Source organism: Pseudomonas sp. LBUM1657 (genome assembly GCF_059716075.1).
In genome coordinates this window covers 3,651,943-3,670,029 of sequence record NZ_CP166799.1, presented here as the reverse complement: position 1 = coordinate 3,670,029, position 18,087 = coordinate 3,651,943, and the positions used below count along the sequence as shown (strand labels likewise).

Here is an 18,087-nt window from a genome sequence, read left to right as displayed (position 1 = left end):
CGATGCGTGGGCCATTCTGTTTCTGATCATTCTGGTCGTAGGCACAGCAGTATTCTGGGTCAGCCATCAGTAACCGACCCCGTCCGGGCCCTGTTCCGACGATTGTCGGACAAAAACCGGAATAAACGCCGTTTTACGGGAGTTCGCTGGCTATAATGCGCGGCGAATTTCCGGGGGCTCGGACGATCAATGTTGAAGTTTTTCTGTGGTGTCTTGCTGACGCTGGGCTCGGTCATGACACCTTGTGCCCAAGCGGCGTCGGTGTTGTTCCTGAATCCGGGCACCACCAGGGAAGCTTTTTGGGTCAGCTACTCGCAATTCATGCAGGCCGCGGCCAACGACCTGGGCATGGATCTGCGCATTCAGTATGCCGACCGAGTGACTGAAACCACCGTCAAGCACGCTCGCGAAGCTTTGCAAGGGCCAGACCGGCCCGACTATCTGGTGTTCGTCAACGAACAGTCCGTCGCGCCGGAAATCCTGCGCCTGGCTCACGGCAGTGGCGTAAAGCTGTTCATGGTCAACAACGCCCTGACCGCGGATCAGATCAGGCTACTCGGCTCGCGCCCCGATAAATACCCCGACTGGCTGGGCAGCCTGGTGCCCAACGATGAGGAGGGCGGCTACTTGATGCTCAAGGAGCTGATCCGTCTGCATCGTCCGGTCGCTGCCGGTCAGGTGATTGAGTTGCTGGCTTTTTCCGGTTTGAAGATCACCCCGGCCGCGCAGTTGCGTGAGAAGGGCATGATGCGGGCATTGGCCGAGCATCCTGAAGTGCGTTTGCGGCAGTTGGTGTATGGCGGCTGGACACGTGAGCGAGCCTACGAACAGGCCAAACTGTTGTTCAAGCGCTACCCCCAGGCCTCGTTGGTCTGGTCGGCCAATGATGAAATGGCGTTCGGCGCCATGCAGGCGTATGACGAGACCGGCGGCAAGTCTGGCAAGGACGCGCTGTTTGGCGCCATCAACACTTCACCTGCTGCGTTACAGGCGTTGCTGGATAAACGCTTGAGCGTGCTGTTGGGCGGGCATTTCAGCCTGGGTGGCTGGGCGGTGGTGCAGTTGCATGACTACGACCAGGGCGTGGACATCAGCCAGTACGGCGGTCGAGACCGGCAGATCCCGTTGTTGCAACTGATTAATCACGCACAGGCCAGGCGCCTGTTGACGATGGGCGTCACGCAGAATTACGGCGTGGATTTTCACAAGCTCTCGGCCAAGGGGCGACCGACGTCGTATCGCTACCCGTTCAGCCTGCAAACCCTGATGCACTGATCCGATTCAGATTCCGGCCAGAAGCAGCACCAGTTTGACGATGCCGAACAGCGTCAGGGCAAACACCGCCGTGAACAGAATCCCCAGAATCACGAAATGACTGGGCTTGCCGTGAGTGAAATCCCGGGCCCGGTTCTTCCCGCTTTGCACCCCGAACGCCGCCGCCATCACGCTGTGCAGCATCTGCCAGAACGTCGGCGGCTTGTTATCGACTGGATCGTCCATACACCCCTCGTCACGCATGTGTGAGTCGTAAGCATAGACAATCCACGGCATGCACAAATCAAATGTGGGAGCGGGCTTGCTCGCGAAAGCGGACTGTCAGTTGACGATGATGGCGACTGATAGGACCCCTTCGCGGCAAGCCCGCTCCCACACTTGTCCGAGTGTCGCCTGGGATTAGTTGTCGTAACCCAGGTTCGGCGCCAGCCAGCGCTCGGTCACGCTCAGTTCCTGACCTTTGCGCGAGGTATAGCTCTGCACTTGGTCCTTGTCGATCTTGCCCACGGCGAAGTACTGCGCCTGCGGGTGAGCGAAGTACCAGCCGCTGACCGCCGCTGCCGGGAACATCGCGTAATGCTCGGTGAGGAACACGCCGCTGCGCCCGGCCTTCATTTCGCTGGCTTCAGGGTCGAGAAGGGCAAACAGCGTGCTTTTCTCGGTGTGATCCGGGCACGCGGGGTAGCCCGGGGCAGGGCGGATGCCGGTGTATTGCTCTTTGATCAGCGCCTCGTTGTCGAGGGTCTCGTCCTTGGCATAGCCCCAGTATTCTTTACGCACCTGCTGGTGCAGCCACTCGGCGCACGCTTCGGCCAGGCGGTCGGCCAGGGCTTTGACCATGATCGAGTTGTAATCGTCGCCAGCATCCTGATACGCCTTGGCCACTTCTTCGGCACCGATCCCGGCGGTGGTGATGAAGCCACCCACGTAGTCGGTGATTTCGCTGTCCTTGGGTGCCACGAAGTCGGCTAGGGAGAAGTTCGGCTTGCCATCGGTCTTGATGATCTGCTGGCGCAGGTGATGCAGCTTGGCCAATGGCTTGCCGTCATCGCCGTAGACCTCGATGTCATCGTCGCGCACCTGATTGGCCGGCCAGAAGCCGAACACGGCACGGGCGCTGATCAGCTTCTCGTCAATCAGTTTGGCGAGCATTTCCCGGGCATCGGCGTACAGCGCGGTGGCGGCTTCACCGACCACTTCGTCCTGGAGGATGCGCGGGAATTTGCCGGCCAGGTCCCAGGAAATAAAGAACGGCGTCCAGTCGATGTACTCGGCCAAAACCTTCAGGTCAATATTGTCCAGCACTCTGGAGCCGGTGAAAGTCGGTTTGACCGGCTCGTAGGCGCTCCAGTCAAACTGTGGCTTCTTGGCGATCGCGACCGGATAGCTCAGGCGCTCGGTGCGGGCGCTGCGGTTGGCAGTCCGTTCGCGCACGTCGATGTATTCCAGGCGGGTCTTCTCGACGAACGCCGGCTTCAATTCCTTGGACAGCAACTGGGTCGCCACGCCGACCGCGCGGGAGGCGTCGGTCACGTAGATCACCGCGTCGTTGCTGTACTTGGGTTCGATCTTCACCGCCGTGTGCGCCTTGGACGTGGTCGCGCCACCGATCATCAGCGGCAGATGGAAATCCTGACGCTGCATTTCGCGAGCGACGTGAACCATTTCATCCAGCGACGGGGTGATCAAACCTGACAAACCGATGATGTCGCACTTCTGCTCCTTGGCCACTTGCAGGATTTTCTCCGCCGGCACCATCACGCCGAGGTCGACGATGTCATAGCCGTTACAGCCCAGCACCACGCCGACGATATTCTTGCCGATGTCGTGTACGTCGCCTTTGACCGTCGCCATCAGGATCTTGCCCTTGGCTTCCGGTTTGTCGCCCTTTTCCAGTTCGATGAACGGGATCAAGTGGGCCACGGCCTGCTTCATCACGCGGGCGGATTTCACCACTTGCGGCAGGAACATTTTGCCGGCGCCGAACAGGTCGCCGACGATGTTCATGCCGGACATCAGTGGGCCTTCGATGACCTCGATCGGGCGGGCGAAGGACTGACGCGACTCTTCGGTGTCTTCAACGATGTGGGTGGTGATGCCCTTGACCAGCGCGTGCTCCAGACGCTTGTTGACGTCCCAGTTGCGCCACTCTTCGGTCTCGGCTTCCTTGACGCTGCCATCGCCCTTGTACTTGTCGGCAATGGCGAGGAGGGCGTCAGTGCCTTCCGGGGTGCGGTTGAGGATCACGTCTTCCACGGCGTCGCGCAGTTCGGCCGGGATCTGGTCGTAGATCTCCAGCTGACCGGCGTTGACGATACCCATCGTCAGGCCGTTGCGGATCGCGTACAGCAGGAACACCGAGTGGATCGCTTCACGCACCGGGTTGTTGCCACGGAACGAGAACGACACGTTCGACACACCGCCGGAGGTCAGGGCATACGGCAGTTCGTCGCGGATGTAGGCACAGGCGTTGATGAAGTCCACGGCGTAGTTGTTGTGTTCTTCGATACCGGTGGCCACGGCGAAAATGTTCGGGTCGAAGATGATGTCTTCCGGCGGGAAGCCGACTTCGTTGACCAGAATGTCGTAGGAGCGTTTGCAGATTTCTTTCTTGCGCGCCTCGGTGTCGGCCTGGCCGGCTTCGTCGAAGGCCATCACGACAACGGCGGCACCGTAGCGCTTGCACAATTTGGCGTGGTGAATGAACTGCTCGACGCCTTCCTTCATGCTGATGGAGTTGACGATGCCCTTGCCCTGGATGCACTTGAGGCCGGCTTCGATCACTTCCCACTTGGAGGAGTCGATCATGATCGGGACGCGGGAGATGTCCGGTTCACCGGCAATCAGATTGAGGAAGGTCACCATGGCCTTCTTCGAATCGAGCATCCCTTCGTCCATGTTGATGTCGATCACCTGGGCGCCGGCTTCGACTTGCTGCAGGGCGACTTCCAGGGCTTCGGTGTAGTTGTCGTCGCGGATCAGGCGGGCGAACTTGGCGGAACCGGTGATGTTGGTGCGCTCACCGACGTTGACGAACAACGAGCTGCGATCGATGGTGAACGGTTCCAGACCGGAGAGGCGGCAAGCCTTGGGAATGTCCGGAATCTCTCGCGGTGCGTAGCCGGCCACGGCCTTGGCGATGGCTTCGATGTGGCCCGGCGTGGTGCCGCAGCAACCGCCGACGATGTTCAGGAAGCCGCTTTGGGCGAACTCTTCGATGACCTTGGCGGTTTCCGACGGCAATTCGTCGTACTCACCGAATTCGTTCGGCAGGCCGGCGTTCGGGTGCGCGGACACATAGGTGCTGGCCTTGTTCGACAGCTCTTCCAGGTAGGGGCGCAATTCGCTGGCGCCGAGGGCGCAGTTCAGGCCGACCGAAATCGGCTTGGCGTGGGCCACGGAGTTCCAGAACGCTTCGGTGGTCTGGCCGGACAGGGTACGGCCGGAGGCGTCGGTGATGGTGCCGGAAATCATGATCGGCAACTCGACGCCCAGTTCTTCGTAAACCCCTTGCACGGCGAAGATCGCGGCTTTGGCGTTCAGGGTGTCGAAGATGGTTTCGATCAGGATCAGGTCGGCGCCGCCTTCGATCAGGCCTTTGGTGGCCTCGGTGTAGTTTTCCACCAGTTCGTCAAAGGTCACGTTGCGGTAGCCGGGGTTGTTCACGTCTGGCGACAGCGAGCAGGTGCGGCTGGTCGGGCCGAGCACGCCAGCGACGAAGCGCGGCTTGTCCGGGGTTTCCAGGGTCTTGGCGTCGGCCACCTTGCGTGCCAGGCGTGCGCCTTCTACGTTGAGTTCATACGCCAGGCCCTGCATGCCGTAGTCGGCCTGGGAGACCTGGGTGGCGTTGAAGGTATTGGTTTCCAGAATGTCGGCGCCGGCATCCAGATAAGCCTTTTCAATTGAGCCAATCACATCCGGGCGCGTCAGCACCAACAGGTCGTTGTTGCCTTTGACATCGCTCGGCCAGTCGGCGAAGCGTTTGCCACGGTAATCCTGCTCCTCGAGCTTGTAGCTCTGGATCATCGTGCCCATGCCGCCATCGAGAATCAGGATGCGCTCTTTGAGGGCGTGCTTGAGAGCTTGAAGGCGAACGCTGCGATCGGACATTTGGACTACTCGGTAAGGCCATGACGAAGGGGCGGGATAATAGCAAACCTGTGCGCTTTTAGAGCATGTCACGGTTTTGCATGAATATCGCTCATGTTGGCGGAAGTGCCGGACCGGTAGAATCGCGGCGTTTTTTCATGATCGGGACCAGGGATATGTCTTATCGCGTCATCAGCATGGTGCTGCTGTTTTTAAGCTGGGGCGCCGCCGCGCAGGATCCGGCTATCTCTGCTGCCATTTCCTACAGTCGCGACATACAGCCGATCTTCACTGAAAAGTGCGTGGCCTGCCATGCCTGCTACGACGCCGCCTGTCAGCTCAATCTGGGCAGTGGCGAAGGCGCGGCGCGGGGGGCGACCAAGGTGCCGGTCTACGACGGCGAACGCGGCCAGGCCACGGCGCCGACCCGATTGTTTTACGACGCCTTCGGCAAACGCGCCTGGCAGCAGAAGAGTTTCTATTCGGTGCTCGACGCCCAAGGCAGTCAGGCCGCACTGATGGCGCGAATGCTGGAGCTGGGCCACAAAACCCCGTTGCAACCCAATGCCAAGCTGTCTGAAGACATCGTGTTGGGCCTGAACCGGGACAATGTGTGCGCGATGCCAGCGGAGTTCGACGGTTACGCCAGTTCCCATCCGAAAGAGGGCATGCCGCTGGCGGTCACCGGCCTGACCGATCAGCAATACCAGACGCTGCAACGCTGGCTGGCGTCAGGAGCGCCGATTGATGAGCAGGGGCTGGTGCCCAGCGCGAAGGAAGCCTTGCAGGTGGTGCAGTGGGAAAACCTGCTCAACGCACCGGGCGCCCGGGAAAGCCTGGTGGGGCGCTGGTTGTTCGAGCACTGGTTTCTTGCGCACCTCTACTTCAAGGACGGCGAGCCGGGGCATTTCTTCCAGTGGGTGCGTTCGCGCACACCGACCGGCCAGCCTATTGACCTGATCAACACCCGTCGCCCGGATGACGATCCAGGCACCCGGATTTATTACCGTTTGTGGCCGGTGCAAGGCGTGATCGTGCACAAAACCCACATCACCTATCCTCTGAGTGCGCCGAAGATGGCGCGAATCAAAAGCCTGTTCTACAACGGCAATTGGCAGGTCACTGCGTTACCGGGTTACGGACCGGACCACCGGGCCAATCCGTTCATCACATTCGAGGCGATCCCGGCCCAAGCGCGTTACCAGTTCATGCTCGATAACGCCGAATACTTCGTGCGCACCTTCATTCGCGGCCCGGTGTGCCGTGGCCAGATCGCCACCGATGTGATCCGCGACAACTTCTGGGCGCTGTTCCAGGCGCCGGAACACGACCTCTATATTACCGACCCGAACTACCGTGGCCAGGCCACGCCGTTGCTGGCGATGCCGGGGCAGAACGACGACGTCGGCAGCGTCCTGAGCCTGTGGCACAACTACCGTGACAAGCGAAACGAGTACGAGGCGCTGCGCCGTGACAGTTACGCCGATGCGCCCGCGCCGAGCTGGTCGACGTTGTGGGCCGGTAACGACAACGCTTTGCTGAGTATTTTCCGGCACTTCGACAGTGCCTCGGTGAACAAGGGCCTGATCGGCGAGGTGCCGCAGACCATGTGGCTGTTCGACTTCCCGCTGCTGGAGCGCACCTACTATCAATTGGCGGTCAACTTCGACGTGTTCGGTAATGTCTCCCATCAGGCGCAGACACGCCTGTACTTCGACCTGATCCGCAACGGTGCCGAGCAGAACTTCCTGCGCCTGATGCCCGCCGACTCCAGGGATAACTACCTCGACGATTGGTACCAGAGTGGCGGCAAATTCAAGATGTGGCTGGATTACGAGTCCATCGACAATGACAAACCGACGGCGCTGAAACTCGACGAAAAGGACCCAAAACACGACTTCGCCCAGCAGTTGCTGGCCCGTTACGGCGACCTCAATGCGAAGCCTGATCCGATCAATCGCTGCGACGGCGCTTACTGCTCGCGGCCGAACATCGATCCGGCGTGGCAGCGTGCCGAACAGGCCCTGAGTCGCCTGACGTCACGCCCGGCCGCCGGGTTGAAGGTCATCGAGCAGTTGCCGGAAGCGACGATGTTGCGCATCGAAACCACGAGCGGCAAACGCGAGGTCTACAGCCTGCTGCGCAACCGCGCCCACAGCAACGTCGCGTTCCTGCTCGGTGAGTCGCTGCGTTTTCAGCCGGGGCTCGACACCCTCACCCTTTTTCCGGGCGTACTCAGCAGCTATCCGAACTTCATGTTCAACATTCCCGCCGAACAAGTGCCGGCGTTCGTGGACGCCATGGAAAACGCCAAGGACGCCCACCGCTTCGAGAAAATCGTCGAGCGCTGGGGCATACGCCGCAGCCATCCGCAGTTCTGGTTTTACTTCCATGACCTGAGCCGGTACATCCACGAGACTGATCCGGTGGAAGAGGGCGTGCTGGACATGAACCGCTACGAGAATCTTTGATGGCGGCGGCTGCCCCAGTCTTGGTAGCGCCGCCAATCCACTGTGGGGGCGGGCTTGCTCGCGAAGGCGATCGATCAGCCAACATCTGTGCTGAATGTAATGGCCTCTTCGCGAGCAAGCCCGCTCCCACAGGGATCTGCGGTGATCGGTAGCTATTGTTGGCTTTATAAGACGGTCGACAAAAGTCTGGATTGGCGGGGAATCGTCCTATCGTGGCAAGCCGGCTCTAACCCGACAAAAATACTAGGACTTTGTGCCGCGCGATGATTGGCGTAAACTGCGCCCAAGCCTGCGAGGAGTTTCCATGACCGCTATTACCATTACCGACGCCGCCCACGATTATCTGGCTGATCTGCTCTCCAAGCAGAACACCCCAGGCATCGGCATCCGCGTCTTTATCACCCAGCCTGGCACCCAGTACGCCGAAACCTGCATTGCCTATTGCAAGCCGGGCGAAGAAAAACCGGAAGACACGGCGCTGGGGCTCAAAAGCTTCACTGCTTATATCGATTCGTTCAGCGAAGCCTTCCTGGACGACGCGGTAGTCGACTATGCCACCGACCGCATGGGCGGCCAGCTGACCATCAAGGCGCCAAACGCCAAAGTACCGATGGTCAATGCCGACAGCCCGATCAACGAGCGCATCAACTACTACCTGCAGACCGAGATCAACCCGGGGCTCGCGAGCCACGGCGGTCAGGTCAGCCTGATCGATGTGGTCGAAGACGGCATTGCCGTTCTGAAGTTCGGCGGCGGTTGCCAGGGCTGCGGCCAGGCAGACGTCACTTTGCGCGAAGGCATCGAACGCACCTTGCTTGAGCGTATTCCCGAGCTCAAGGGTGTTCGCGACGTCACCGACCACACGCAGAAAGAAAACGCCTACTACTAAGTAAGGTGTTCGCTGCAACCATAAAAAAACGGCGCCCCGTGAGCGCCGTTTTTTTATGGGTGAAATTCACTGACGCCTTCGCGAGCAAGCCCGCTCCCACAGTTAATCGCATTCCAATGTGAGAGCGGGCTTGCTCGCGAAGAGGCCCTATGGGCGATACAAATGCGCATGCCCAGCGCGATACAGCGACGACTCGCTGAAATGATCACTGCCCAGCACCCGACCCACCAGAATCAATGCCGTGCGCCGAAATCCCTTGGCCTCAACCTTCTCGGCAATATCCGCCAATGTCCCCACCACCCAATCCTGATCTGGCCAGGTTGCTCGGTGAATCACGGCGATCGGGCAGTCGGCGCCGTAATGCGGCAGCAATTCAACCAGGATCTTCTCCAGGTGATTGACCCCCAAATGAATCGCCATGGTCGCCCCATGCTGCGCCAGACTACCCAGTTCCTCACCGGCCGGCATGGCGGTCTTGTCGGCGTAGCGGGTCAGAATCACGCTCTGTGATATGTCTGGCAAGGTCAGTTCCGCACCCAGAAGCGCCGCGCAGGCCGCCGTCGCCGTGACGCCAGGGATGATCTCAAAGGGAATGTCGAACTCGCGAAGGTAGCGAATCTGCTCGCCAATTGCCCCATACAAACCCGGATCGCCGGAATGCACCCGGGCCACATCCTGGCCGTTGGCATGGGCGGTCTTGATCAGTTCGATGATCTGTTCCAAGTGCAGTTCGGCGCTGTTGACCACTTGTTCGGCTCGATGGCCTTCCAGCACGGCGGCGGGCACCAGGGAGCCGGCATAGATGATCACCGGGCAGCTGCGAATCAGCCGCTGGCCTTTGACGGTGATCAGTTCCGGGTCGCCGGGACCTGCGCCAATGAAGTAGACGGTCATCGTCGGTTCCTGTGAAAAAAGGGGCTGGGCAAGGCTTCAGATGAAGATTGCTCATGATCGAAGACGGGGATTATCGGGGATTTCAGGCGGCGCCGGCCAATGCCAGGGTTGCCTGGGCATATTTTTGTCGCAAAATCAGCAGTTTCGCCGGGGCCTTGGCCAGGTGTTCGGCCATGGCGAGGGCGGCACTTTCCGCTACGCCGTAGCAACCGGTGCGTTCGAACGCGATGTCCGAATGGTGGCTGAGTTGCGGTTTGTAACCTTTCAATTGCTCACTGCTGAAGTACATCATCTCTAGCCCAAGCTGCTCGGCCAGTGCGATCAGGCCGGGTTCATCGCGCTTCAGGTCGATGCTGGCCAGGGCCTTGACCTGATGAAGCTGGATTTGGTGCGCCTGTAACGCCTGATCGAGCAGCGCCCGCAACGTGCTGACGGGGCAGCCGCGCTGGCAGCCCAGACCGACCACCAGGGTCGGCGCTGTGCTGGTGTTAGTCATGCGTGGTACTGGCCATCGCTTTTGCGGCGGAACAACCAGGCGCTGATCAGGCCCAGGGCCAGCCAGAACGCCATGTTGGTCAGCTGCGAAGCGATTTTGAACTCGGACTCCAGTGCTTCCGGGGCGAGCATCGAGTGCACTTCCGGTTGCGGTGCGCCGATCAGATGAGGAACGGCCAGGATCGCTACGCCAAGGATCTTCATCAGCCAATGGCGGCTGAACGCGATCAGCGCGATGCCGACAGCGGTGGAGGCGGCCGCGCCGATCCACCAGAACTGCCGTTGCGCCAGATCGGCGGCGGCAGTGCCCGGCAGCTCAGGCGGCAGGCCGAGGGTCGGTGCGAGGACGAACGTCGCGTAACCGGCCAGGCCCCAGAGCAGACCCTGAGACGTTTTGGTCGGGGCGCGCAAGGTGTAGAGACCGGCGAGCATCAGGGCAAAACCAACGGCGACCACCAGGTTGCCACCCGTGGTCGACAGCACGCGCTGCCAGCCGTCTTCCGGCTCCCAGGCTTCGGCATCGTGGGTGTGAGCGGTGACAGCGCCGGCGGCGTGTTCGTGAATTTCAACAGCAGCGGGTTCGGACTTTTCGTAAGTCTCGGCCTGCAAAATCAATGGGGAGACCCAGAAGCTTTGCAGCAGGGTCAGCAGCAGGGCGGCCAGCAACCCGGTGAACCCGGCGGTTTGCGCAATACGCTTGATCATGTCGGCAGGTCTCAATGGCACGGGAAAGCGGAGCTGTGACGGGTATCGTGCGCAGCGTTGTGCACCGCTTCGATGTGCGAGAAACCGGCGAAATAGACCAGGCACGCGCCAAGGATCGACGCACACACGGCGGTGGTCAGGCGTTGGGTCAGTGTCGCGGTGGTGCTGGCGGTGCTCTTATCGCTGTTGCTGCCGGTGCTGCTGATGATCGACATGGCGCTTCCCTCTGGTCTGTCAGTGGGTGAATAGAGCGCATGGAAGACCCCTGCGAGACGGGCACGCAGAGTTTCAAACAGCGCCCGCCCACCGCGGGTTTGTTATTCAGTGATCGTATCGGTCACTGTGTGTTGCGGGCCGGTCTCCGGGCTCACGAGGGGCGCTGGCTTTCGCCTGAGCCTGCAAGAGTCACCTTCCCATGCCGAACTGCTGGCACAGTGGATTTGACGCTTCGCTCGCTTACCGTTGCGGGGGCAGCACCGGACTGACATGGCTTTGAGTAAAGCACATGATTCACCGGTTTCCCGTTTCACCCTGTGAAGGGCACCCGTAACAAGGCGTGTAGGAGAGCATGGCCGGGGGTTGGGCGTCAATTGGCATGGGTTCTCACTTGGCTACCGAGTCGCTCCCTTCGCGAGCGAGCCCGCCCCACAGGGGAACGCATTTCAAAATGTGGGAGCGGGCTTGCTCGCGAAGGCGTCATCCCAGCCACCACCGAACGCAGCGTGAACATTGACCCGCCCCCACGCGATGCGTAGCCTTGCGCTTTCGAGGTTCTTCGGCATTAGCCGAAGCTAAGAAGGGAACGCGGTCGATGCCGCGGCTGCCCCCGCAACTGTGAACGGTGATGTTCGCTGCCACGCCACTGCAGGCTCTCTCCATGAGGTCGGCGGGAAGGCGCAGCGAATGCCGGTCGAAAGACTGGCGCACCGTCAGCCAGGAGACCTGCCTCGACACAGATTCTCACTTTCAACCGGGCGGGGTGATCCGGTGGCGAAATCTTCCGCGCGCCCATGCAGCCGCGGTCGTCGTCCCGTATGCCCGCCACCTTGCCAAAGGGCATCCGATGAAAACACTGGCCAAACTCCCCGTCACCATCGTTACCGGCTTCCTCGGCTCGGGCAAAACCACCTTGTTGCGGCACATGCTCGACAACGCTCAAGGCCGCCGCATCGCGGTGATCGTCAATGAGTTTGGCGAGCTGGGCATCGACGGCGAAATCCTCAAGCAGTGCTCCATCGGGTGCACCGAGGAAGAAGCCAACGGCCGGGTCTACGAACTGGCCAACGGCTGCCTGTGCTGCACCGTCCAGGAAGAATTCTTTCCGGTAATGCGTGAACTGGTGGCCCGTCGCGGTGACCTCGACCACATCCTCATCGAAACCTCCGGTCTGGCCCTGCCAAAGCCTTTGGTTCAGGCCTTCCAGTGGCCGGAAATCCGCAGCGCCTGCACCGTTGACGCGGTGATCACCGTGGTCGACAGCCCGGCCGTTGCTGCTGGCACTTTCGCCGCATTCCCGGACCAGGTCGACGCCCAGCGCAAACTTGACCCGAACCTGGACCACGAATCGCCACTGCACGAACTGTTCGCCGACCAACTGGCCAGCGCCGACCTGGTGATCCTCAACAAGGCTGACCTGATCAGCCCTGAAGACCTGGCCCGCGTGCGCCTGGAAGTCGCCGAAGAACTGCCGCCGGCAGTGAAAGTCATCGAAGCCAGCAGCGGACGTCTGCCGCTGGACGTGCTGATCGGCCTCGGTGCCGGTTCCGAAGAACACATCGACAGCCGTCACAGCCATCACGATCACCATCATGAAGGCGAGGACGATCATGACCATGATGCGTTCGACTCGATTTCCATCGAACTGCCGCAGGCCGACGAAAGTTTGCTGATGGACGCTCTGACGCAACTGGTGGTCCAGCACGGCATCCTGCGCGTCAAAGGTTTCGCCGCGATCCCGAACAAACCAATGCGCCTGCTGATCCAGGGCGTGGGCACGCGTTTCGACAAGCACTTCGACCGTCAGTGGGGCACCGATGAAGCGCGTACCACGCGTCTGGTGCTGATCGGCCAGGAACTGGACGCCGCTCTGCTCGAAGCGCAATTGCGCGCCGCGCTCAGCGTTTAAGCCATGCACCTGCTCAGGACTCAGCCCGGCGGTTTCGTCTCGGATGACAACATTGCCGACCTTGGACAAACCCCCGCCGAGCTGGTGATCCTGTGCAGCGGCGACTCAAGCCTCGCGCTGCTCGCCGAAGCGGCGCAGCAATTGCCCGACGATTATCCGAGCGTGCGCCTGGCTAACCCGATGCAGGTGCAGAACCACGCCTCGGTCGATCTCTATGTCGACGAAGTGCTGCAGCACGCGAAAGTCATTCTGATCTCGCTGCACGGCGGCATCGGCTATTGGCGTTACGGCGTCGAGCGGCTGGTGCAGCTGTCGGAGCGCGGTGTGCAGTTGATTCTGGTGCCGGGGGATGATCGCCCGGACCCGGAGCTCAGCGACTTGAGCACCGTGGTCGCCGAAGACCGCGACCGCCTCTGGCAATTCCTGCGGCAAGGCGGCATGAGCAATGCCCTGGACTTTTTCCGTTGCCTGGCCAATCGTTGGCTGGACCGCGACTATGCGTGGGCCGAGCCGCAAACCCTGCCACGCACGGCGATTTACCATCCGCACAAAAGCCCCGCTGAACTGAAGGATTGGCAAGCCGACTGGCAGGCCGATCAGCCGGTAGCGGCCGTGCTGTTTTACCGCTCGCACTTGCAGGCGGCGAACACCGGTTTCATCGATATTTTCTGCCAGCGTTTGCAGGCGGCGGGGTTGAATCCTATGCCGATTGCGTTGGCCAGTTTGAAAGAGCCCGGCTGCCTGACGGTGGTCGAGGATCTGTTGGACGACGTCAACGCCTCGGTGATTCTCAATACCACCGGCTTCGCCCAATCCAGCCCCGAAGCGCCGCACTTGAGGCCGTTTCGCCGCAACATCCCGGTGATCCAGGCGATCTGCGCCCAGGACAACGAACCGGGTTGGCGGGCCAGCGAGCAGGGCCTTGGTCCCCGTGATCTGGCGATGCACATTGCGCTGCCGGAACTGGATGGGCGGATCATCAGCCGGCCGATCAGCTTCAAGGACCTGGCCTGGCGAAGCGAGCGCAGCCAGTCGGACGTGGTTTGTTATCGGCCGCAACCTGAGCGCATGGATTTCGTCGCCGAACTGGCGCGGCGCTGGATCGATCTGGCGCGGGTGCCCAACGCTGAAAAACGTATCGCGTTGATCCTCGCCAATTACCCGACGCGCGACGGTCGCATCGGCAACGGCGTGGGGCTCGACACGCCAGCCACCGCGCTGAATATCTTGCGTGCGCTGCATCAAGAAGGTTATCCGCTACCGGCTGAGTTGCCGGGCAGCGGCACCGCGTTGATCCAGCAGTTGCTCGGCGGCGTCAGCAACGACCTCGACACCCTTGATCAACGTCCGTGTCAGCAAAGCCTGGCAATGAACGACTATCTGCTGATGTTCAACGCGCTACCCGAAACCAATCGCCAGGCTGTACTTGAACGCTGGGGCGCCCCTGAAAGTGATCCAATGTTCCGTGGCGGGCGGATGATGATTGCCGGCCTGCGTTTCGGCCTGACCTTCGTCGGCATTCAACCGGCACGGGGTTATCAGGTTGACCCGAGTGCGGTGTATCACGACCCGGATCTGGTACCGCCTCACGGCTATCTGGCTTTCTATTTCTGGTTGCGCAACACCTACGGCGCCCACGGCGTGATTCACGTCGGCAAGCATGGCAACCTCGAATGGCTGCCGGGCAAAGGTGTCGGGCTGTCAGAGAATTGCTGGCCGGACGCGCTGCTCGGGCCGTTGCCGAACATCTATCCGTTTATCGTCAACGATCCGGGCGAGGGCGCCCAGGCCAAGCGCCGCACGCAAGCAGTGATCATCGATCACCTGATGCCGCCGCTGACCCGTGCAGAAACCTACGGTCCGCTGCGCAACCTTGAGTTGCTCGCCGACGAGTATTACGAAGCGCAACTGCTCGATCCGCGCCGCGCCCGGGAGTTGCAGCGCGACATTCTGCAACTGGTACGTGAAACCCACATCGACCGTGAACTGCAGCTGGACGAGAAGCTCGACAGCGATGCCGATGCGGCGATCTGGCTGCCGCGCCTGGACACTTATTTGTGCGACTTGAAAGAGTCGCAGATCCGCGATGGTCTGCATGTGTTTGGTGAGTCGCCGACGGGGCGTTTGCGCATCGACACCTTGCTCGCGCTACTGCGGATTCCCCGTGGTGACGGGCGTGGCGCGCAATCGAGTTTGCTGCGGGCCGTGGCCAAGGCGTTCTCGTTGGGCTTCGATCCATTGGATTGCGTGCTGGCCGAGCCGTGGACCGGACCGCGTCCGATCGAACTGCTGACCGTTACTGATGAAGTCTGGCGCACGGCCGGCGATACCCGCGAACGTCTGGAGTTGTTCGCGGCCCAGCTGATCTCGCAGAGCCTGAACCAGCCTTCAGCCATGCCCGGCCCCTGTGGGAGCGGGCTTGCTCGCGAAAGCGGTGTATCAGGCAAATCAATGTCGACTGACCCTCCGCTTTCGCGAGCAAGCCCGCTCCCACAGGAAGCTAGTTGGTCTGAGGTGAGCGCCATCATCGACAGTCTGCGTGAAGTCGTCGCTCCAAGGCTGGACGCCTGCGGCCCGGCAGAAATGCGCGGCCTGCTCGACGCCCTCAGTGGCCGTTTTGTCCCGGCCGGCCCCAGCGGTGCACCGAGTCGCGGCCGTCTGGACGTGCTGCCCACCGGGCGCAATTTCTATTCGGTGGATGTGCGCAACCTGCCGACCACCACGGCGTGGCGCATCGGCTTCCAGTCGGCCAGCCTGATTCTCGAACGACACCTGCAAGACCACGGCGATCACTTGCGCCAGCTCGGTCTGTCGGTCTGGGGCACCGCGACCATGCGCACCGGCGGCGATGACATCGCCCAGGCCATGGCCCTGATGGGCGTGCGCCCGGTGTGGGCGACGGGCAGTCAACGGGTCGACGATTTCGAAATTCTGCCGCTGAGCTTGCTGGACCGTCCGCGGGTGGACGTGACCTTGCGCGTGTCCGGATTTTTTCGCGATGCCTTCGCCAACCTGATCCGCCTGTTCGACGCCGCCGTGCAAGCGGTCGCCGACCTCGACGAGCCGGACGACCTCAACCCGTTGGCCGCCAAGGTGCGCGCCGAGCGTGAAGCGCTGCGGCAATCGGGCCTCGATGAAGACGCGGCGCGTCGTCAGGCCGGTTGGCGAATCTTCGGTGCCAAACCCGGTGCTTACGGCGCGGGTGTGCAGGGCGCCATCGACGGTCGTCTATGGCAAAGCCGCGAGGATCTGGCCGAGGTTTACCTGAACTGGGGCGGCTACGCTTACGGCGGCTCCGACGAGGGCACGGCCGCCCGCGATCAGTTCGCCCAGCGTCTGAGCCAGGTGCAAGCGGTGCTGCAAAACCAGGACAACCGCGAGCATGACCTGCTCGATTCCAACGACTATTACCAGTTCCAGGGTGGCATGCTGGCCGCCGTGGAAAGCCTCAGTGGCGAAGCGGCGGCCAGTTACCATGGCGATCACAGCCAGCCGGACTTGCCGAAGATCCGCACGCTGAAGGAAGAACTGAACCGGGTGATCCGTTCCCGGGCGGCCAATCCGAAGTGGATCGACGGGGTCAAGCGTCATGGCTACAAAGGTGCGTTCGAGATGGCGGCCACGGTCGATAATCTGTTTGCTTTCGACGCCACCACGCAGTTGATCGACGATCATCAGTATGCGTTGCTGGCCGACGCGTATCTGCTGGACCCGGCGACCCGGGATTTTGTGCGTGAGCACAATCCCCATGCCTTGCGTGACATGACCGAACGGATGCTGGAAGCGCAGCAGCGGGGGATGTGGAAAGAGCCTGGCGAGTACCGCGAGGCACTGGAAAATCTGTTGCTCGATATAGAAGAAGACAGCTAGTGCGCAAAAACCTGTGGGAGCGGGCTTGTTCGCGAATGTGATCTGTCAGTCGACGATGATGTTGAATGTGACGGCCTCTTCGCGAGCAAGCCCGCTCCCACAGAGATGAAGGTGCCTGTGAGATTTGTTGATGCACCACCGACCATGATGAGAAAACCGACATGACCGACACCCCACATTTCCCGCTCTCCGCCGTGGTCGGCGCCGACGACTTGAAACTCGCCCTGTACCTGACCGCCATCGACCCGAAAATCGGTGGAGTGCTGATCGAAGGACCGCGCGGCATGGCCAAGTCGACCCTGGCCCGAGGCCTTGCGGATCTGTTGGCCAGCGGTCAATTCGTCACGTTGCCCCTGGGCGCTACCGAAGAGCGTCTGGTCGGCACCCTCGACCTCGACGCGGCCCTGAGCGAAGGGCGCGCACAGTTTTCTCCCGGTGTACTGGCCAAGGCTGACGGCGGCGTGCTCTACGTTGATGAAGTCAATTTGCTGCCCGATCACCTCGTGGACCTGTTGCTCGACGTCGCCGCCAGCGGCACCAACCTGGTCGAGCGCGACGGCATTTCCCATCGGCATTCGGCGAAGTTCGTGCTGATCGGCACCATGAACCCGGAAGAGGGCGAGTTACGCCCGCAACTGCTTGATCGTTTCGGCCTGAACGTCGCCCTCAGTGGCCACACCGTGCCGACCGAGCGCGGGCAGATCATTCGTCGTCGACTGGATTTCGACAGCAACCCGCAACGCTTTTGCGCTGAATGGGAAAGTCAGCAGCAGTCGCTGCGCGAACGTTGCCAGAAAGCGCGCAGCCTGCTGGCGAGTATTCCTCTGGACGATGAAGCATTGGCGCAGATAACCGAGCGTTGTTTTGCCGCTGGCGTCGATGGTTTGCGGGCGGACTTGGTCTGGTTGCGTGCCGCTCGTGCCCATGCGGCGTGGCGCGGGGCGAGCGCCATCGCCGAGGAAGATATCGACGCGGTGGCCGAGTTTGCCTTGCGTCATCGTCGTCGCGAGCATTCACCCCCGGCTCCGCAACACAGTCAGCCGCCATCCACCCAGAACTCCAACCCGAGCGAAGGCCAGGGCCAATGGGGTGACATGCCCGCTCAACCATTACCGGTCGGCGCACGCCGTGAAGTGCCGAGCTGGCCAAAAAAGCCCTAGGCATTCGCCCTCGAACTGACGCGGGGGCGAATGCCAGACCCCGCGCCGGACGGCTGGATAACGGCAAACAGGGCAAGCGTCATGTCGCGCGCAGCGGCTCGATCAATTGGCCTG

General features: G+C 61.4%; 12 protein-coding genes and 2 riboswitches. Of the genes, 6 read left to right on the top strand and 6 right to left on the bottom strand.

Features of this window, described 5'->3' with window-relative positions; all coding sequences use genetic code 11:
- The first annotated feature begins 189 nt into the window (after positions 1-189).
- Complete coding sequence (locus ACA055_RS16885) at positions 190-1,275, top strand: ABC transporter substrate-binding protein (RefSeq protein WP_497679683.1); 1,086 nt, start codon at positions 190-192, stop codon at positions 1,273-1,275.
- A 6-nt stretch (positions 1,276-1,281) separates the two neighbouring features.
- Here the strand turns inward: ACA055_RS16885 and ACA055_RS16880 are convergent, their stop codons facing one another.
- Both ACA055_RS16880 and metH read right to left on the bottom strand, forming a co-directional pair.
- Entirely contained in the window at positions 1,282-1,500 is a 219-nt protein-coding gene (locus ACA055_RS16880) for a DUF2970 domain-containing protein (protein ID WP_497679682.1), read from the bottom strand.
- A gap of 174 nt (positions 1,501-1,674) precedes the next feature.
- Complete coding sequence (gene metH, locus ACA055_RS16875; RefSeq protein WP_497679681.1) at positions 1,675-5,385, bottom strand: methionine synthase; 3,711 nt, start codon at positions 5,383-5,385, stop codon at positions 1,675-1,677.
- A 155-nt stretch (positions 5,386-5,540) separates the two neighbouring features.
- Here metH and ACA055_RS16870 point away from each other — a divergent pair, with 155 nt between their 5' ends.
- The gene (locus ACA055_RS16870) at positions 5,541-7,835 is read left to right on the top strand and encodes a fatty acid cis/trans isomerase (protein ID WP_497679680.1); all 2,295 of its coding nucleotides are present in this window, start codon (positions 5,541-5,543) and stop codon (positions 7,833-7,835) included.
- A gap of 304 nt (positions 7,836-8,139) precedes the next feature.
- Complete coding sequence (gene nfuA, locus ACA055_RS16865) at positions 8,140-8,724, top strand: Fe-S biogenesis protein NfuA (protein WP_046048486.1); 585 nt, start codon at positions 8,140-8,142, stop codon at positions 8,722-8,724.
- Between the two features lie 147 nt (positions 8,725-8,871).
- Here nfuA and cobM read toward each other — a convergent pair whose 3' ends face one another.
- From cobM to ACA055_RS16845, 4 genes are all read right to left on the bottom strand, one after another.
- Positions 8,872-9,618: a precorrin-4 C(11)-methyltransferase gene (cobM, locus tag ACA055_RS16860; protein WP_497679679.1), complete on the bottom strand. Its 747-nt coding sequence runs from the start codon at positions 9,616-9,618 to the stop codon at positions 8,872-8,874.
- A gap of 82 nt (positions 9,619-9,700) precedes the next feature.
- Positions 9,701-10,114, bottom strand: a complete 414-nt coding sequence (locus tag ACA055_RS16855) for a cobalamin biosynthesis protein (protein ID WP_497679678.1) — start codon at positions 10,112-10,114, stop codon at positions 9,701-9,703.
- Positions 10,111-10,818: a CbtA family protein gene (locus ACA055_RS16850; RefSeq protein WP_497679677.1), complete on the bottom strand. Its 708-nt coding sequence runs from the start codon at positions 10,816-10,818 to the stop codon at positions 10,111-10,113. Before ACA055_RS16850 ends, ACA055_RS16855 begins: the two co-directional genes overlap by 4 nt.
- Before the next feature lie 11 nt (positions 10,819-10,829).
- On the bottom strand, positions 10,830-11,033 hold the full coding sequence (locus ACA055_RS16845; RefSeq protein WP_497679676.1) for a CbtB domain-containing protein: 204 nt from the start codon (positions 11,031-11,033) through the stop codon (positions 10,830-10,832).
- 120 nt (positions 11,034-11,153) lie between these two features.
- A riboswitch (cobalamin riboswitch) is annotated at positions 11,154-11,381 on the bottom strand.
- Between the two features lie 188 nt (positions 11,382-11,569).
- Positions 11,570-11,782, top strand: a riboswitch (cobalamin riboswitch).
- 99 nt (positions 11,783-11,881) lie between these two features.
- Between ACA055_RS16845 and cobW the strand changes: the two genes are divergently transcribed.
- The 3 genes from cobW (at position 11,882) to ACA055_RS16830 (ending at position 17,973) form a co-directional block, all read left to right on the top strand.
- Positions 11,882-12,943: a cobalamin biosynthesis protein CobW gene (gene cobW, locus ACA055_RS16840; RefSeq protein WP_497679675.1), complete on the top strand. Its 1,062-nt coding sequence runs from the start codon at positions 11,882-11,884 to the stop codon at positions 12,941-12,943.
- Positions 12,944-12,946: 3 nt separating this feature from the next.
- On the top strand, positions 12,947-16,813 hold the full coding sequence (gene cobN / locus ACA055_RS16835) for a cobaltochelatase subunit CobN (RefSeq protein WP_497679674.1): 3,867 nt from the start codon (positions 12,947-12,949) through the stop codon (positions 16,811-16,813).
- Positions 16,814-16,974: 161 nt separating this feature from the next.
- Positions 16,975-17,973: a magnesium chelatase ATPase subunit I gene (locus ACA055_RS16830; protein WP_497679673.1), complete on the top strand. Its 999-nt coding sequence runs from the start codon at positions 16,975-16,977 to the stop codon at positions 17,971-17,973.
- The last annotated feature ends 114 nt before the right edge of the window (positions 17,974-18,087 follow it).

What these genes read in the sequence shown, in the direction of transcription:
- cobM (WP_497679679.1), bottom strand. Translation starts at nt 9,618, where the DNA reads ATGACCGTCTACTTCATTGGCGCAGGTCCCGGCGACCCGGAACTGATC.
- ACA055_RS16880 (WP_497679682.1), bottom strand. Translation starts at nt 1,500, where the DNA reads ATGGACGATCCAGTCGATAACAAGCCGCCGACGTTCTGGCAGATGCTG.
- cobN (WP_497679674.1), top strand. Translation starts at nt 12,947, where the DNA reads ATGCACCTGCTCAGGACTCAGCCCGGCGGTTTCGTCTCGGATGACAAC.
- ACA055_RS16855 (WP_497679678.1), bottom strand. Translation starts at nt 10,114, where the DNA reads ATGACTAACACCAGCACAGCGCCGACCCTGGTGGTCGGTCTGGGCTGC.
- ACA055_RS16870 (WP_497679680.1), top strand. Translation starts at nt 5,541, where the DNA reads ATGTCTTATCGCGTCATCAGCATGGTGCTGCTGTTTTTAAGCTGGGGC.
- cobW (WP_497679675.1), top strand. Translation starts at nt 11,882, where the DNA reads ATGAAAACACTGGCCAAACTCCCCGTCACCATCGTTACCGGCTTCCTC.
- ACA055_RS16885 (WP_497679683.1), top strand. Translation starts at nt 190, where the DNA reads ATGTTGAAGTTTTTCTGTGGTGTCTTGCTGACGCTGGGCTCGGTCATG.
- ACA055_RS16845 (WP_497679676.1), bottom strand. Translation starts at nt 11,033, where the DNA reads ATGTCGATCATCAGCAGCACCGGCAGCAACAGCGATAAGAGCACCGCC.
- ACA055_RS16830 (WP_497679673.1), top strand. Translation starts at nt 16,975, where the DNA reads ATGACCGACACCCCACATTTCCCGCTCTCCGCCGTGGTCGGCGCCGAC.
- nfuA (WP_046048486.1), top strand. Translation starts at nt 8,140, where the DNA reads ATGACCGCTATTACCATTACCGACGCCGCCCACGATTATCTGGCTGAT.
- metH (WP_497679681.1), bottom strand. Translation starts at nt 5,385, where the DNA reads ATGTCCGATCGCAGCGTTCGCCTTCAAGCTCTCAAGCACGCCCTCAAA.
- ACA055_RS16850 (WP_497679677.1), bottom strand. Translation starts at nt 10,818, where the DNA reads ATGATCAAGCGTATTGCGCAAACCGCCGGGTTCACCGGGTTGCTGGCC.